13 protein-coding genes and 1 pseudogene are annotated in these 16,804 nt (G+C 38.4%); 4 read left to right on the top strand and 10 right to left on the bottom strand.

Translation table 11 applies throughout. The annotated features are described in order from the left end of the window. The first annotated feature begins 352 nt into the window (after positions 1-352). From zwf to gnd, 3 genes are read left to right on the top strand one after another with little or no spacing between them, the layout of a single operon-like run. Entirely contained in the window at positions 353-1,852 is a 1,500-nt protein-coding gene (gene zwf / locus CIK00_RS16885) for a glucose-6-phosphate dehydrogenase (RefSeq protein ID WP_101769820.1), read from the top strand. Between the two features lie 2 nt (positions 1,853-1,854). Further along, on the top strand, positions 1,855-2,580 hold the full coding sequence (gene pgl / locus CIK00_RS16890) for a 6-phosphogluconolactonase (RefSeq protein WP_101769821.1): 726 nt from the start codon (positions 1,855-1,857) through the stop codon (positions 2,578-2,580). 1 nt (position 2,581) lies between these two features. Continuing rightward, positions 2,582-4,030: a decarboxylating NADP(+)-dependent phosphogluconate dehydrogenase gene (gene gnd, locus CIK00_RS16895; RefSeq protein WP_101769822.1), complete on the top strand. Its 1,449-nt coding sequence runs from the start codon at positions 2,582-2,584 to the stop codon at positions 4,028-4,030. Between the two features lie 79 nt (positions 4,031-4,109). Here gnd and CIK00_RS16900 read toward each other — a convergent pair whose 3' ends face one another. The 7 genes from CIK00_RS16900 to CIK00_RS16930 all read right to left on the bottom strand — a co-directional run bounded on the left by CIK00_RS16900 (position 4,110) and on the right by CIK00_RS16930 (position 12,089). Further along, on the bottom strand, positions 4,110-4,406 hold the full coding sequence (locus tag CIK00_RS16900) for a hypothetical protein (protein ID WP_101769823.1): 297 nt from the start codon (positions 4,404-4,406) through the stop codon (positions 4,110-4,112). 278 nt (positions 4,407-4,684) lie between these two features. Further along, on the bottom strand, positions 4,685-7,153 hold the full coding sequence (gene torA, locus CIK00_RS16905) for a trimethylamine-N-oxide reductase TorA (RefSeq protein ID WP_101769824.1): 2,469 nt from the start codon (positions 7,151-7,153) through the stop codon (positions 4,685-4,687). Between the two features lie 20 nt (positions 7,154-7,173). Continuing rightward, entirely contained in the window at positions 7,174-8,352 is a 1,179-nt protein-coding gene (gene torC / locus CIK00_RS16910; RefSeq protein ID WP_101769825.1) for a pentaheme c-type cytochrome TorC, read from the bottom strand. A 43-nt stretch (positions 8,353-8,395) separates the two neighbouring features. Next, positions 8,396-8,572, bottom strand: a complete 177-nt coding sequence (gene torE, locus CIK00_RS16915; RefSeq protein WP_101769826.1) for a trimethylamine N-oxide reductase system protein TorE — start codon at positions 8,570-8,572, stop codon at positions 8,396-8,398. A 477-nt stretch (positions 8,573-9,049) separates the two neighbouring features. Next, the gene (locus CIK00_RS16920; RefSeq protein WP_101769827.1) at positions 9,050-10,153 is read right to left on the bottom strand and encodes a phosphoribosylaminoimidazolesuccinocarboxamide synthase; all 1,104 of its coding nucleotides are present in this window, start codon (positions 10,151-10,153) and stop codon (positions 9,050-9,052) included. A gap of 216 nt (positions 10,154-10,369) precedes the next feature. Further along, entirely contained in the window at positions 10,370-11,134 is a 765-nt protein-coding gene (locus CIK00_RS16925) for a metal-dependent hydrolase (RefSeq protein ID WP_101769828.1), read from the bottom strand. A 241-nt stretch (positions 11,135-11,375) separates the two neighbouring features. Continuing rightward, positions 11,376-12,089: a DUF445 domain-containing protein gene (locus CIK00_RS16930; RefSeq protein ID WP_101769829.1), complete on the bottom strand. Its 714-nt coding sequence runs from the start codon at positions 12,087-12,089 to the stop codon at positions 11,376-11,378. Positions 12,090-12,304: 215 nt separating this feature from the next. Here CIK00_RS16930 and CIK00_RS16935 point away from each other — a divergent pair, with 215 nt between their 5' ends. After that, positions 12,305-14,626 carry an ATP-dependent helicase gene (locus CIK00_RS16935; RefSeq protein WP_101769830.1) on the top strand — a complete coding sequence of 774 codons (2,322 nt, stop codon included), beginning with the start codon at positions 12,305-12,307 and terminating at the stop codon, positions 14,624-14,626. 20 nt (positions 14,627-14,646) lie between these two features. Here the strand turns inward: CIK00_RS16935 and CIK00_RS21360 are convergent, their stop codons facing one another. The 3 genes and pseudogenes from CIK00_RS21360 to CIK00_RS16945 all read right to left on the bottom strand — a co-directional run. After that, entirely contained in the window at positions 14,647-14,784 is a 138-nt protein-coding gene (locus CIK00_RS21360; protein WP_167388574.1) for a hypothetical protein, read from the bottom strand. 297 nt (positions 14,785-15,081) lie between these two features. Next, on the bottom strand, positions 15,082-16,338 hold the full coding sequence (locus CIK00_RS16940) for a dicarboxylate/amino acid:cation symporter (protein ID WP_101769831.1): 1,257 nt from the start codon (positions 16,336-16,338) through the stop codon (positions 15,082-15,084). Between the two features lie 339 nt (positions 16,339-16,677). Further along, positions 16,678-16,804 (bottom strand): annotated as a pseudogene (locus CIK00_RS16945) (S-(hydroxymethyl)glutathione dehydrogenase); the annotation flags it as partial.

Consider the following 16,804-nt stretch of genomic DNA (forward strand, 5'->3'; position numbering starts at 1 on the left):
TTATAGAATTTAGTCGAATGTGGTTAGATGTTTAAATCTATTATATCAACGAAAAAACCTATCAAATTAATAGGTTTTTTCGTCTATCACTGTCGCCAATAATTGTTAACATACGCAGTATAGAAAATATAAACAGTGCTAAATTGTCTGATATGTTAATACATTAGCAATAAATGCTACAGATTGGATTTACTAATTAGCTAAAATGATAATTAAGGTATAACAAAAATTTTCAATTTTTATCACGAAAAACAGAGAACAAATTGAAAATTACGGCATAATAAAGCCCGTTATACCAAGCAATTGATTGCTATACCAGATCGAATGATCTGTAAATAAATGGGAACATGACATGGTTAAACCAGAAAATAACGCAATTGTGATTTTTGGTGCGTCAGGCGATTTGACTCATCGAAAATTGATTCCTGCGTTCTATCATTTATACGCTAATGGTTTATTGCCAGAAGATTTCGCTATTTTAGGTGTTAGTCGTACGGTATATAGCGATCAGGAATTTCGTGATAAACTGCGTTCTGCATTAGAAGAAAATGAAAAGACAGATGCAGCGATATTAACGGAGTTCTGCGAGCATTTATATTATCAAGCATTGAATACTTCAGATGCTGATCAATATACAGTATTAAAGCAACGTTTAGACATATTCAAAGATACTCATCATACTCAAGGTAATGCGGTTTTTTATCTTGCAACACCACCTAGCCTATATGGTGTTATTCCTGAATGTCTTGCGGCTCACGGTCTTAACGATGAAGCTGACGGTTGGAAAAATCTGATTGTTGAAAAGCCATTTGGTTATGATCTTGAATCAGCTATTTCTTTAGATAAGCAGATTCACGCATGTTTCCAAGAGCATCAAATTTACCGTATTGACCATTATCTGGGCAAAGAAACGGTACAAAACTTATTAGTTTTCCGTTTTGCAAACGGTATGTTTGAACCATTATGGAACCGTAACTTTATTGATTACGTTGAAATTACAGCATCTGAAGCGTTAGGCGTTGAAGATCGTGGTGGTTATTACGATGGCGCGGGTGCTGTACGTGATATGTTCCAAAACCACTTATTGCAAGTACTCGCAATGGTTGGTATGGAATCACCAGCAGCAATTAATGCTGACTCTATCCGTGATGAAGTGGTTAAAGTGATGCAAAGCTTTAAACCATTATCAGAAGATGATCTGACTAACCATTTAGTGTTAGGTCAATACACTGAATCTGATGTTCGTGGTAAACACCTTCCAGGTTACCGTCAAGAGCACGGTGTTGATGATGAATCTCGTACTGAAACCTATGTCGGTATGAAGATGTTTATTGAAAACTGGCGTTGGAACGGGGTGCCGTTTTATGTTCGTACGGGTAAACGTTTACCTACGCGAGTTACTGAAGTTGTCATTCACTTTAAGAAAACACCGCACCCAGTCTTTGGCGCAAATGCACCAGAGAACAAATTGATTATTCGTATTCAACCTGATGAAGGTATTTTAATGAGCTTCGGCCTTAAAAAACCAGGTGCAGGTTTTGAATCTCAAGAAGTGTCAATGGATTTCCATTATGACAAACTTGAATCAATGAATATGTTGACTGCTTATGAGCGTTTATTGTTAGATTGTATGAAACAGGATGCTACATTATTTGCACGTACTGATGCAGTAAGAGCATGTTGGAAGTTCGTACAACCGATTCTCGATTATAAAGAACAACCTGAGCATTTATTTGGTTATGCTGCTGGAACATGGGGACCAAAAGAAGCGGATGAACTATTAATGAATGATAGTCGTCAATGGCGTTTCCCTTGTAAAAACTTGGCTAATACTGATTATTGTGAGTTATAAGCATGATGAATTATAAAGTATTTGCGACGCCACACGATGTAGTGATTTCTCTTGCTGAAACGATGCAAGCGATAAGCTTACAATCTCAAGCGGTACATATTTCATTATCAGGTGGAAGTACTCCGAAATTGTTATTTAAAGCGTTAGCGCAAGCGCCTTTTGCTGAAAATATTCAATGGGAGAATCTTCATTTTTGGTGGGGCGATGAACGTTGCGTTGCGCCAACCGATGCTGAAAGTAATTTTGGCGAAGCGAATGAATTGTTATTCAAGCACATTATAATTCCAGCTGCGAACATCCACCGTATTCGTGGTGAAGCAGAGCCTGTCGCTGAATGTGCACGTTTTGCCGCAGAAATGGATGCAGTAATTCCACATAAACAAGGTTTACCTGCATTTGATTGGATTTTATTAGGCATGGGTGGCGATGGTCATACTGCTTCTTTATTTCCACATCAGACTAATTTTGATGATCCTGCATTAGCAGTGATTGCCACTCAACCACAAAGTGGTCAGCAACGCATTTCAAAAACGGTACGTTTACTTGAAAATGCTGACCGTATTACGTATTTGGTATTGGGTGAAAGTAAGGCTGAGGTCTTATCTGAAATAAATAGTACACCGTCGGATGAACTTGCTTATCCGGCAGCAAAAATTAAAGCCTCTCATGGCGAAACAGAATGGTATTTAGATGCAGCAGCTGCAACGTTGCTAGCACAAGGAGAATAATATGAAAGGCGATATTGGTGTTATTGGTTTAGCGGTTATGGGTCAAAACTTGATCCTTAATATGAATGACCATGGTTTTAAAGTTGTTGCGTTTAACCGTACCGTTTCTAAAGTAGAAGAATTCCTTGAAGGTCCTGCAAAGGACACTAACATCATCGGTGCTACGTCATTAGAAGATTTAGTTTCTAAGTTGGAATCACCACGTAAAATCATGTTAATGGTACGTGCTGGTGATGTTGTTGATGCATTTATAAATAAGCTTGTACCACTGCTTGATAAAGGCGACATCATTATTGATGGTGGTAATTCAAACTACCCAGACACTAACCGCCGTGTCGCAGAACTTGAAGCGAAAGGTTTATTATTCGTAGGTTCTGGTGTTTCTGGTGGTGAAGAAGGTGCACGCTTTGGTCCTTCAATCATGCCTGGTGGTTCTGAAGCAGCATGGCCTGTAATTAAACCTATCTTCCAAGCAATCTCTGCAAAAACAGCAGCTGGTGAGCCTTGTTGTGATTGGGTGGGTAAAAATGGTGCTGGTCACTTTGTTAAGATGGTTCACAATGGCATCGAATACGGTGACATGCAGTTAATCAGCGAAGCATACCACTTCATGAAGTCTGGTTTAGAGCTGTCTCATGATGAAATGCAAGCTATTCTTCAAGAGTGGAATAAGACTGAGTTAGATAGCTACTTAGTTGAAATTACAGCTGAAATTATTGGTTATAAAGATGAAGATGGTCAGCCTCTTGTTGAAAAAATTCTTGATACTGCGGGCCAAAAAGGTACAGGTAAGTGGACCGGTATTAATGCACTAGATTTGGGTATTCCACTAACACTTATTACTGAAGCAGTATTTGCACGTTGTGTTTCTTCAATGAAAGAGCAACGTGTTGAAGCAGAAAGCTTATTTGGTAAGACAATTGCTAAGATTGATGGTGATAAGAAAGAGTGGGTTGATGCATTACGTCAAGCACTACTTGCATCAAAGATCATCTCTTATGCACAAGGCTTTATGTTAATCCGTGAAGCATCAGAAGAGTTTAACTGGGATCTAAACTACGGCAACGTAGCACTTATGTGGCGTGGTGGTTGTATTATCCGTAGTGCATTCCTAGGTAATATTCGTGATGCATATGATACAAACCCAGAAATTAAATTCCTAGGTTCAGATACTTACTTTAAAGATATTCTATTAAGCAGCATGCCAGCATGGCGTAAAGTAGCATCAAAAGCGATGGAAATTGGCTTACCAATGCCAACAATGACATCAGCATTAACTTTCCTTGATGGCTACACAACAGCTAGCTTACCAGCGAACATGATTCAAGCGCAGCGTGACTACTTCGGTGCTCACACCTATGAGCGTATTGATCAGCCTCGTGGTCAGTTCTTCCATACGAACTGGACGGGTACTGGCGGTAATACAGCATCTACTACTTACGACGTATAATGTCTAAGTAATCGATATGATTAAGCCACCGTTTTGCGGTGGCTTTTTTTATGCGTGATGTATTATGAAGAATCTAGATTTAACTCGCCATACGCTGGCAATAGAGTAATGCGCGTAATTCCATATTTTCAGCTTCAAGCGCCACTATTTGCTTATGAGCTTCTGTACGCATATCTTCATTTGTTTTTCGTGTTTTTTCAAAAATATCGCTCAGTGCGCTAAATAACTCTTCACCAGCAAGCAGCATCTCTTTACCGCTGATTTCAATATTATAAGAACGTAATAAATCACGGGCATAGGTTGTTAAATCACCTTTTGCTCGACCTATTTGTTTATCAATTAATGGGCAAGTGTGAGGGTAGGCGAAACCTGACATATTCTGTACCTTTAAAGTCAAATATCCATAAACATACAATTGTTATAAACCTCCATGCCTATAAGGTTATTTTCGCTTACATTTTTGAATTGATCAATATATGAACAATAAGTTTACTGAAAAATAACCCATTAGCGATAATTTGCTTGTTTATAAAACGTTTTTGGCGAGATTATGTTTTTTTTAACTGGCTGGAGGGGGGCTGGAATATGACATGATGATAAATAAAACCCCCGACACCATGATGATGAAAGGGGCTCTGTATACTATTGTTGTGATTAACTCACTTCAATTGGCCCACCAAAGGCCGTTACAGGTGGTAATTCGCCTTTGAATTTCTCAATGCTCACCAAGCACGTTTGGGCGCTGGTTGCTTGTGCTAATTCGGAGGTTGGAATATCCATGGTTAGAGTATTTGGATCGCCATAGGTATCAATCGAACCAATCTTTTCATTTAATGGGCCGTACCATGCGCCTTCTTCGATACGAACGACACTTTGTGGATAGCTGTCTGTGACAACAGCACCTGCAAGTAATTGACCGCGATCGTTAAATACACGTACAACATCGCCATTCTTAATGCCTTTTGCTGCGGCATCTTTCGGGTTGATGTACACCGGCTCTCGGCCTTGGACGGTATAGGTTGCACGTAACTCATCTGATTCACACATTTGTGAGTGCAAGCGTTTGTCAGGGTGACAAGATTGCATCCAGAATGGGTGTTTATCAGAGCCTGGACCACCATGCGAACGTTCTGTTTTTTCAAACCACATTGGGTGGCCTTGACAGTGTTCATAGCCATAACGTGCAATTTTACGGCTGGATATTTCAATGAAACCTGATGGTGTACCTAGCGCATTGATTTCTGGATCTTGTCTAAAATCAGCGTGACGAACCCATGGCTTACCGGTGCCAAAATCTAGAAAACCTTGTTTCCAGAAAACATCAAATTCCGGCATGTCGAATTTGCCAGCGTTGGCTTTTCGGCAATCGTTATACAGCATTTGAACCCATTGCATTTCATCCATGCCACGGGTGTATTCTTTATTTTTATTAAAACGACGTGATAATTCAGTGAAAATATCAAAGTCAGTTTTTGATTGATATAACGGATCAACCAATTTTTGCATTGCGATTAAGCCACGACCACTATATGAGCCCATAACGTCAATATCGTTACGTTCAAACTGAGTACATGCAGGTAGCACAATATCAGAGAAACGACAGGTTGCCGTCCATGCAAAATCAATCGTAACAACGGTTTGTAATTTTTGAAATGCTTGCTTCATGCGGTTACGATCTTGGTGGTGATGCCAAGGGTTGTTACCGCTGATCACCATCATTTTGTAATCAGGTAGAATTACTTTAGAGCCGTTGTATTTAATTTCTTTACCCGGCTCTAAAATACAGTCGACAAAACGTGCAACAGGGATGGTACGACTATAACCATTGAAATCATTATTATCCCACTTGGGTTTCTGACCTTCATCTACGTTACGTGGGAAGCCACCGGGTGCTGCAAAACCTGTTGATGGAACACCAATACCTGAGTAATGGTGACCATAAGAAATACCACCGCCAGGTAAGCCAATTTGTCCTACCATCGCAGCAATAACTGCACCCATCCAGTAAGGTTGCTCGCCATGTTCTTGACGCTGAATACACCAACCAAACAGAATTTGAGTACGCTCTTTAACTAGCATACGGGCAAAATCACGGATTTGATCGGCGGGAACGCCACAAATTTCAGCAGCCCATTCAGGTGTTTTTTCAACGTTATCTTTGGTGTCGCCAGTTACGTAACCAATAAATTCATCAAAGCCCAAGCAATACATCTTGATGAATTCTTTATCATAAAGATTCTCAGTGTAAAGCGTGTGCGCCACACCCAGCATAAACGGTACATCCGTTTGAGGGTGAAGATAAAGATGGGTATTTTCTAGGTAACGTTGGGTCTTGTTTTTAACCGGATCAACCGAAATAACATTGATTTCACCTTTCGCTACTTTTTCTTTTAGTTGCTCAAGGTAAGGGTAAGACTCATGCGTTTCACAGTTCCAACCTACTTGGAGGTTTTTAACCGGATCGTTAGCCCATAAAATAATGTTTTTACTGTTGTCTAAAATTTCAGACCATGACGTACCTTGAGCATATACTTCCGTTGAACCTAGTACATAAGGCATGATCGTTTGACCAGCACCTGTTGAGTAGTCGCCAACCTTAGTAATGTAGTTACCGTGCATGCCGACAGCACGTTGCATGTGGCTAGTACAGCTATGGAACTGACCCGTTTGACGCCAGCCTGTTTGACCCGCATGGAGCGCCCATGGACCGTAGTCTTTTTGAATACGCTCAAGTTCACGGTAGAACAGATCTAAGGCTTCATCCCATGTCACACGAATAAAACGATTGTTACCGCGAGTCTCGCCGCTAAACTTGTGTTTTTTAAGCCACTCTAGACGTACCATTGGGTAACGAACACGTGATGGGTTATAGATAATGCCTTTAATGCCATTGAGCATTTCAGTTGGGTTTTTATCTATTTCAATCGCTTCAATTTGTTGTACTTTTCCCGCATAGATCTGAGCACGGAATGCACCCCAGTGAGAGCCAGAATAGCGCCATGTGCCTTGAGATATCTCATCATTAGCAAATACATTTGCAGAGGCGAGTAGGCTTGGGCCAATCACAGTGGCCGCACTTGTTGTGGCTAGGCCTTTTAGAAAACAGCGTCTTGATACTGACATAGTATTTACTCCATCAATGCTTAGTGTTGGCCATTAGAAAAATCAGAAGAGTGCTTTTGTAAGTACTTCAATACAATGGCTTCGCTATCACGGTCAAAGTTTACAAATGCCAACATTCCGTTAAACATCCCCGGCCATGTGTTTGCATCAAAGTGACTTTCAGCCGGTTGGGTATGGCACACTGAACAGTTAGTGGTATACGCTGTTTTTGCCTGAGCCCATACTGGTGTGATGTCATTGACTAATGAATTTTTAGGCATCCATACTGTGGCAGTAACACGCTGCCAAGGAAGACCAGTTAGGTCATCAACTTTCTCTTCATACTTATCAACCACTTTATCGTTTTGTGCTGATTCTTTAAGTAGAGAAGCAACCGGAATATTCATACCAAAATCTTCCTGAATCACGCGACCATAACCTTTATCTTTACGCCAACCGGCAATCTCTACTTCGATTGCATCATTAGTTTCATCGATAACTTTTACGCCAGAAGCTGGATTTAGAATACCGGCTTCAATTGTCATCGCTTTATCTTCGTAAACAGGAAGGAAGCGAATGCTATAAACTTCTTCGCCCTTGCTATAGTCAGTACCATGAGAAAGTTGGACTAACTCTGACACCATGCCACCACTGGTATCCATATCTTTTGGTAAGTGATGAGCAATACCTTTATGGCAATCTACGCAGCTTTGATCACGCTCTGCTGCATTTTTCATTTGAACACGCGCAACAGGGGACATTTTTTCAAAATCCATGCCTTTATAATCGTGACAATCACGACATTCCTGTGAACCGTTTGCTTTAAAGCGCTCCCATTCATGCTGTGCTAGCACGATACGGCGATCTTCAAATTTTTCAGGGGTATCAATAACACCAGCGAAGTGAGCAAACACTTCTTTGCTTGCTTGTATTTTACGAGATATCTTATCAGTCCAATCATGGGGTACATGACAATCTGGGCAGGTTGCTCGAACACCTGAACGGTTCTTATCATGAATAGTATTAACGTATTCAGGTACGACATTATCGGCATGGCAGCTTACACAAAATTCTTCAGTATTGGTTTTTTCAAGTGCAGTATTAAATCCGCCCCAGAAAATAATACCTGCAATAAAACCGCCAAGGGTTAGAACACCAAGGCTAATGTGAACACTTGGGCGTGATAGGGTTAGCCAAGCTTTTTTTAAAAATGCTTTCATTATTGTTTCTCTTTAAATGATGCTTGCAGCGTGAAGTAGAGGATCAACCACCGTGACCGGGAGGACCAAAAATAAACAATTGCAACATCCAGACTGTGAAACCATAACCGCCAACGAAAATGACACTTAAAATAGGGAACAGGAAAATGGTAATAAAAAGGAACATTTTCCATTCGCGGCTACGTGTTTTCTTGGCAGTAGAATCAGTAATACTGCTCATAAAACCTCCTAAAATTTATGTAAAGGTAAAAGTTATTTTTTATAAATAGATATATCAATTCTAATAACAACATGATCATAAAGTAGACAGCTATACTTATTCAATTAATAAATGCGTTATTCTGTTATTAAAATAGTATTTTTTGAATTCAAACTGAATTGTTAATATTAAAAGCAAATATGTGTAATTTAATTATTATTTAAGAGTGATTATTACAAAAAATGGAGAGCATAATTGTGGCGATGTTATATTTTTGTTTGGTTTATTAGGGTTTTCTGGGTGTGGTTGTTGGTTGTTGTGGTGCTATTCATAGGGAATATTGATTTTAAATTAAGAGGTAGGTGACAGGTGGTGCATTTCGTTAAAGCTATTACAAATAAAAATGTGAATAAAATAATATTTAAGGTGTGATATGAATAAAGTTGTTAATGGGAAAGGATGAAAAGAGAGAGCTATTAGATAGCTCTCGAATGAATATTAATCAATTAACTGATATTCACTGCGTAAAATATCAATAATTTCAGTTTTAGGATCTTGGCTTAGCGTTATCGGCTTTCCTGTTATTTTCTCAGCGATGCCCGTATAGATTTTAGATATCTGCATTAATATATCTTGAGGCAGAGCATTGTCTGCGGCTAATGCAAAACGTTCAGGCATGCGTTCTTTATTTAATAAAATATCTGGATCTGGAAAATAATTAAGTAAGACTTGACGAAAATCTTCTTTGGAATTTTCAATAATTTGTCCGTCACGATAAGCGACACCATCCCAAATTCGTGATGAATCTGGTGTACCGACTTCATCCATATAGATAAGTTTTTCATTACCACTCGTATCTGTGACGTAGCCAAATTCAAATTTAGTGTCGACAAAAATTTGGTCTAATTTAGCTAATTCATCACTAATTACGGTAAACCCATCGGCTAATAGTTTTTCGTAATAATTAATATCATCAGTATTCCGGAAATTAAAGGCTTGGTAGTTATTGATGAGATCTTCACGAGTCACATTAACATCGTCAGCTTCAGGTACATTTGGAATATCTTTTAGAATACCTTTGGTTGACGGGGTCATTAGTAATTGTGGTAATTTTTGGTTTTTCTTCAATTCTTCTGGTAGTTGAATACCACAGAATTGACGTTCACCTTGCGTATATGCTCGCCACATTGAACCTGTAATATATTGACGACAAATTGCTTCCACCATTACTGGTTTTGCTTTTTGTACAATCCAGACAAAGGGGTGGGGAATATCAAGAATATGACTATCAGCTAATCCATTGTCTTTGAATAGTTTAAACCAATGGTTTGAGATTGCATTGAGTGCAGCTCCTTTGCCTGGAACGCCTTTCAACCCCCCCTCACCATGCCAAATACAGTCAAATGCAGAGATACGATCACTGATAATCATAATTGCGAGAGGCGCATCAGGTTGAACGTTGTAGCCTTTTTGTTGAATAAGACGACGACTGTCAGCTTCTGTTAACCAATAAACAGAGCGTACTTTTCCACTATGAACGGGTTTATCAGTACGAATGGGAAGGTCGTCATTGACGGCAAGAACTTGATCTGCAAGGTTCATGGTGAAATTCCTATTTCAAAATGATGACATCGAAATACCGAATACTTAAGATCCAATTTATTTTAAGTACTCATTTTTTTTAGCATAATACGCGGTTAAATCTTGGACTACCAGTAAAAAAGCAAACGATTGCTTTTTGTTTTAAAATAGTACTAAATGTAAAGTATGGTAGTGGAATACCATACTTTACATCATGAGATAGTGTTTTATTGGGGATTAAAAACGTTGATAAAAGGCATGTAGATCACGAGGTGTAATATAAAACATGTGTAAGAACCATTGTTTAGTATCGTTTATATTGAACCAGTCAGGAGTGAATTGAAAATGACTCCAATTAGTGACAACGTGCAAAGCACCGTCATAGCTTGGTGCTAATTCAAACAAGATAACAATAATGATAATTTGAGCAAGGCTAATAAATGGTTTGGTAAAGGCAAACGGTTTAAGTGCCGTACCAAATGATGATTTAAAGCGTTTATTTGACAGATCGACGCTGTATATTTCATCTAAGACTAAATGCACGATACCACCAAGTAACACAAACCCACCCGCAAACCAGCTATCTGTTGCCGTGTGACCGAGTAATGCGCAAATATTGACACAACATAAAGCAATGAGACTAACAAATGAAATAGAGTGGCATGCGCCTCGGTGAACGGTACAACGATCAAATACGGCTTTGCCAAAATAACGAATTGTAATAAATAATGATACGACATACAGAATCAGTTCTAACATTGCCACATGAGTGTAGATGTGGCTAATGAGCAGAAAACAACAAAACCCCGCTAAGAGCGTAAACAAGGCTTTCATCGACGTTGAATGGTCTGAGTCTATGTCAGGTAAAAGTCCACCAATGGTGCCAAAAAAGGTCATCCATAGTGCAATGCTAGGGCTAATATGATCAGCAGACAACAGTGTGGTTGCTGTTAAGCCACTGACAATTGCTGCAATCGTGAAGTGGGTTGAGAAATTTGCCAAGAAAAATGAGTTCCAACTGGATACATATACAGGTATTTATCACTGTTAGTTATCATAGTTCAATATTTATCACACTTTTAGTGCAATTAATGAAAGTAAGTGAGTAAAAAAGAATCAGTTTGGATTTTGTTATAATGGATGTGACTAAATTACGCTGTAAATAAGTAGAGGGTCAAATGAGTATAGCAGCCGCATACTATTTAAAAAGAATACGGCAACTAGGTAGTAGAAGATGTTTTGATTAGCCCGTGATAAGTGCAGAGATAATACCGATGACACCACCAAAAACACCGCCCCAAATAACCAACCAGCCAAGATGTTCGCTGATCATTTTTTGAACCATTTCTTTAACCATCTTCGGTGTTAGTTCATTTAAACGTTGGTCAATAATATCTTCAATTTTATCTTCAATATCATGCAATGTTTCAGGTTTGATTAATTGTTGTTTAAGTGCAATTTTGAAGTTGTCTTGGTGGCTGATGTCTATTACTGACTCTTTCATTTTTGCGATGAATGGTTCACGTAAAGGTTCCATTGCTTCTGGCCCCCCCATCATGGTGATCATGCCACCAAATGATGAGTTCATGATGACATCAAGTAATGAATCAAATGTTGGTGCAAAATCAATCTTGTTGATAATTGGCTGCATATCAAGTGATGTTGATTGGTCGGTATCTTGGTTTAAAAAACGACTAATATTTTGTTGAGTGAAAAATTGTTCCATCATTAATGCTTTTATTGCCGCTTTAAATGCTTCAAAACGAGCAGGAATAACACCTGAGCCATAAAGCCCAGGTACTTTTTCAAATAACATATAAATGGCAAGCCAGTTGGTTAATGCACCTGAAAAGGCAAATAAGCCACAATAAAGAATAATATGTTGATTGCTAATATAACCAATAAATAAAAGTAGAAGAGAGAGGGCATTAGTCATGAAGCTTTTATTTTTTAACATGTGCAGTTCTTAGTCGTTATAACACCGATATATACGGTCATAGGGTCAGTAAATAGCATTGTGCCATTCAAAATTAGCCCAAATTCTAACAGATAGAAACAGACCAATGCTACATTTGTGTTCACTGACAGTAATAGTGGGTTTACGATTTAAACTTCAGATGGCAATTGTTATACTCGCCTGCTATGCATTTATTGTCTTACTGAGTATTTTTAATGACCCGTTTTACAGCTGAACAAACTGCTTTTATTCATCATCAGTCAGGTAATGCACTGTGTGTGGCTGGCGCTGGAACGGGTAAGACAACAACGCTAATAGGGGTTGTTGAACATAAATTACAGACCATTGTTGCTGACAATATGTTAGTGCTCATGTTTAATCGTGATATCCGTACTGATTTTAAAGCAAAATTAGTTCAAATTCCGATGGCAGCACGTGTACCTGTTCATACTTTTCATAGTTTTTGTTTTCAGTTATTAAGGCAGTCGGGGTATCTGTCCACGACGGGCTATCAAATCGATTTTAATAATGGTGACAGTGATAAAACCATTGCTAAACTTGTATTACGTCAAATGGCGGCACAAGAAAAATCGTATCAAAAGCAACAGACGTTTAAAGATCCTCGTACTATTGAATTGTTAATGAGTTTTATTGGATTAGTAAAAGCACATATGCTGCCACCAAAAGAAGTCTTTGATATTTCAGAAATTAACCGAGAATATGCCTTTATTGTTGACGCTTTTTGGAACTTTGAAACCGTACGTAAAGAGCGTAAACAGCTATTCTTTGATGATTGGCTGGTGGAAACAATTCAATTATTAAAAAATGATCATGCTTTATTGGCTTACTATCACCAACGTATTCAATTTATGATAGTTGATGAATTCCAAGATATAAATACCGCACAATATCAATTATTGAAATTACTATTATCACCACAAGCACAATTAGTAGCTGTGGGGGATGTCGATCAGTGTATTTATAAATGGCGTGGCAGTGCGCCACAATTTATGCTTAATTTTGAACAAGATTTTGCACCCGCAACAACGTATAGCTTATCGCATACATTTCGATTTGGTCATAGCCTAGCATTAACTGCGAGTCATTTAATTGCTAATAATAAACAGCGGTTTCACGACTTTCAAACTATCGCCCATGAATCCGTGGCAGATACGTCTGTTGAAGTGATTGGTACGGCGCGGCAAGTGGGTGAAATCGCACAATCAGTCGCTGATTTTATTTCAAAAGGTGGGCAACCTGCAGAGGTCGCTATTTTGGTTAGGCGTTGGTCACAAGCAATGTTATTTGAGCTAGCATTTTTAACTAAGAAAATACCTTACCATATGCCGATCGGTTCGGTGTTAACACATAGTCGTGAAGTAAAGTTGTTAATGGATATTATGATATTAGCAACGGGGCGTTTTTTGACATTAGCTGATAATGATAAAGCCAATTTATTGTTTAACTTATTATCATTTCCACACTGTTATGTACCAAATAAAAGCTTACGACCATTATGTGAGTCTTTAGCACAACGACCAAGTAATGAGTGGCTTCGTTTAATAAAGCAAACCGAAAAGATTCAACCGACACTTAATTTAGAAACCTTCAGTGATCGTATTGAGTTGCTATTAATGCTGCAACGCAAAGGTAATTTTAAAGCGCTGGTGGTTTATAAGCAATATCGTCGTGACAGCGAGCTTGATAATTGGATTTGGAAAACAGAAGCAACCGCAACAGAAATAGAAGAAGCGGTTGAACGCTTAGACAGTGTTGAAACAGTATTAGAATCAATGGATCAAAACTGTGATAAAGCCTTACAGTATTTTGAATATTATACTCAACAGTCAGTTGTTGAAAATCAGTCGCAAGATAACAATAATAGCGTACAACTAACGACTATTTTTAGAGCCAAAGGGTGTGAGTATAGTCAGGTATATTTACCTTATTGGGATAAAGAAGCGTTTCCTTATGTGAACCGATCATCATTGGGTATTTCGGCTGACACGGAAGAAGAACGTCGGCTTGCTTATGTGGCGATAACGCGAGCTAAGCATAGCGCTAAAATATATTATACGGTTGAGAATACCAAGAAAGATCATTATGTTCGTAAAGATAAAAATGCCAGCCAATTTATTATTGAATCAAAAGCAGATGTAGCCCAGGAAATCGGTCCTAAGTTATATCATAATGGTGAATTGCCATACCATAAATCATCTGTGGTGCAGGGGTATTATCGTCGTTTGGCTCGTATTGATGATATGCAATCACCACCAGAACCTGCCTCTATTTCGCAACCAGAGCCAAATGCAGCAGGGGAGAGTGTATATAGCTATGAATGGGCATTACAGCAACCGATTCCAGGTAAATCAGAGAAATTGATTCGTAGTATGGTGCAAACGAAATCAGTGAAGTATTTAGAAACAGAAGTAACACGTATTGTACGAGAATTAAAGCAAGCTGGCACGGCTAAACAAAAGGTACTTATTAATCGCCTTATTGTTGTTGCTCGTGCTAAAGCTCGTCAATATATTTAACTATTTGGGATAAAAAGATTTTATTGGTGGTCACGATTAGCGCGAGCTTCACGTTGACCGAGATTCTGCTGGACAGCAAATTCTAGTCGTTCTCGTAATTGACGAGATTTAATTTCAGCATTTTTGAATCCGAATGCTTGTAAGAATTTTTTTATCATAAAACGGCCTATTAACTCATTATTAGATAAAGAATAATCCTACTAATTGATTGATTATTCTTTAATGTTAGTGAATTAACATCGTCCTTGAGCTTCCTATTGCTCCATTATATCGTCTGTTTTAAGTGCACAGGACCCTATTGATATAAAGGATGTTAAAATTTTAATAAGTATAACGGATTAACTTGTAGTAAAACGTTGTACTTATGTGTTGATATTATGGCACTATTTTTTTACTGTCAAAGTAATATTTAGCAGTGATGACAAAAGCAGATAAGATGCTAAAAAAGACCTAGATCACACTTTTGTTGACTGGCTTTGCCATTTATCAACCACTAAAGCGGCAATTAAATCCCCTTCAACATTAACGGCAGTACGAAAAGTATCTAATGGGCGTTCAATAATCAGTAATATGGCGATAGCTTCTAGTGGAATACCAACAGCAAGTAGTACGAGTTGCATGCCTGACATTGATCCTGATGGCATACCTGGTGCGCCAATTGATGACACCATCGCCATAATGAAAATCATAATAAGTCCTGATGTTCCTAGCTCTATACCATAAAGTTGGGCTAGGAAAATGGCCGCAACCCCTTCAAAAAGAGCTGTTCCATCCATATTCATGATCGAACCTAACGGCAATACCATACTACTGGTAGGCTGCGATATACCTAAATCTTCTTGCGCTGTTTGTAATGATAACGGCAATGTAGCAGAGCTTGATGATGTCGCAAATGCCATTGCCATTGGAGCAGAGAGGGCGCGAAATAATGTTGAATATTTAATCCCTGTGAACAATTTCGCCAGTAATGGTAATACGATGCCACCATGAACTAACGTTAATGAAAAGACCAATAAAGCAAAGAGTGCTAATTCACCAAAAATGCTATTACCACTTTGAGCTGTAAATTGAAATACAATCGCAAATACAGCCAAAGGTGCAAGTTTGATTATCGCAGAGACGACTCGGTTAATCGCAATATTGAGCCCTGAAATAAGCTCAAAAACAGGGTGCTTAGGCGGTAAACTGGCTAATAAGGCAATGCCTAATAATAGTGAAAATACAACAATGGCTAATAAATTTGTCGTTGCAAGTGCTTGAAATGGATTGACTAATGCCATACTAAATAATTTCTCGGCAATAGCACCACCAGAAGAGGCGCTATTATCAATCAATTGAATATGACTTCCGATTGTCACTTGTGCTATATCAATTAGGTGTGGCCATTTAGGAATTGCAAGTGAGACCCCAAGGCCTAAACAGATCGCGAGGGTTGAGGTTAAGCTATAGAAAGCGATCGTTTTATAACCTAATGTTTTTAAACGAGAAGTTGAGCCTATGCTAGTAATTCCCTGTAATAATGAGAATAATACCACAATACCAACCAGCATCTTGAGTAAGCCGATATAGGTTGTTTTAGTTAACATTAGTAATTTAAAGGTTGTGGAGTGCTCAAAGCTAGGTTGTAAGGGTAAAAGAGAGGCAAGACCCCATGCAAATAGAGCAGCAACCATTAATTGGAAAGGTAACGATTTGAATAGACGACGGTTCATGGAAAAGGTCTCTGTTCGGTGTTCGTTTCGTAACGAGAATATAAAAAGAAGAACTTGGTATTAAAAGGCTTATTAATTATATCAGGTGCCTAATCCAAGAAATGTATTAAATATAAAGGGTAGTGTAAAAATAAAAACGCTCTGACATAAAATGCCAGAGCGTGGCAAATGCCATTCTCAATTAACGATGATCTGGATTTATATCCAAATAAAGTATAAGTAAAACAAAAATAATATCGTTAATAAGTTAATTGCTAATCCATTAGCGTATGGTATTGAACAAGTGAACATAAAACAATCTCAACGCATATTGCTATGCGTTGAGATGATGATAAGTATTTACTTATCGAAGTGAATAACCGTACGGATACTCTTACCTTCGTGTAGTAGCTCAAAAGACTTGTTGATGTCTTCTAGACCCATGTTAAATGAGATGAAATCGTCAAGCTTAAACTCACCAGCCATG

The organism is Photobacterium carnosum (assembly GCF_002849605.1).
Taxonomy (GTDB): Bacteria; Pseudomonadota; Gammaproteobacteria; order Enterobacterales; family Vibrionaceae; genus Photobacterium; species Photobacterium carnosum.

Excerpts from the sequence above, each read along its gene's own strand:
- CIK00_RS16935 (WP_101769830.1), top strand. The coding sequence starts at position 12,305 with ATGACCCGTTTTACAGCTGAACAAACTGCTTTTATTCATCATCAGTCA.
- torE (WP_101769826.1), bottom strand. The coding sequence starts at position 8,572 with ATGAGCAGTATTACTGATTCTACTGCCAAGAAAACACGTAGCCGCGAA.
- CIK00_RS16930 (WP_101769829.1), bottom strand. The coding sequence starts at position 12,089 with ATGTTAAAAAATAAAAGCTTCATGACTAATGCCCTCTCTCTTCTACTT.
- zwf (WP_101769820.1), top strand. The coding sequence starts at position 353 with ATGGTTAAACCAGAAAATAACGCAATTGTGATTTTTGGTGCGTCAGGC.
- torA (WP_101769824.1), bottom strand. The coding sequence starts at position 7,153 with ATGTCAGTATCAAGACGCTGTTTTCTAAAAGGCCTAGCCACAACAAGT.
- gnd (WP_101769822.1), top strand. The coding sequence starts at position 2,582 with ATGAAAGGCGATATTGGTGTTATTGGTTTAGCGGTTATGGGTCAAAAC.
- torC (WP_101769825.1), bottom strand. The coding sequence starts at position 8,352 with ATGAAAGCATTTTTAAAAAAAGCTTGGCTAACCCTATCACGCCCAAGT.
- CIK00_RS16920 (WP_101769827.1), bottom strand. The coding sequence starts at position 10,153 with ATGAACCTTGCAGATCAAGTTCTTGCCGTCAATGACGACCTTCCCATT.
- CIK00_RS16940 (WP_101769831.1), bottom strand. The coding sequence starts at position 16,338 with ATGAACCGTCGTCTATTCAAATCGTTACCTTTCCAATTAATGGTTGCT.
- CIK00_RS21360 (WP_167388574.1), bottom strand. The coding sequence starts at position 14,784 with ATGATAAAAAAATTCTTACAAGCATTCGGATTCAAAAATGCTGAAATT.
- CIK00_RS16900 (WP_101769823.1), bottom strand. The coding sequence starts at position 4,406 with ATGTCAGGTTTCGCCTACCCTCACACTTGCCCATTAATTGATAAACAA.
- pgl (WP_101769821.1), top strand. The coding sequence starts at position 1,855 with ATGATGAATTATAAAGTATTTGCGACGCCACACGATGTAGTGATTTCT.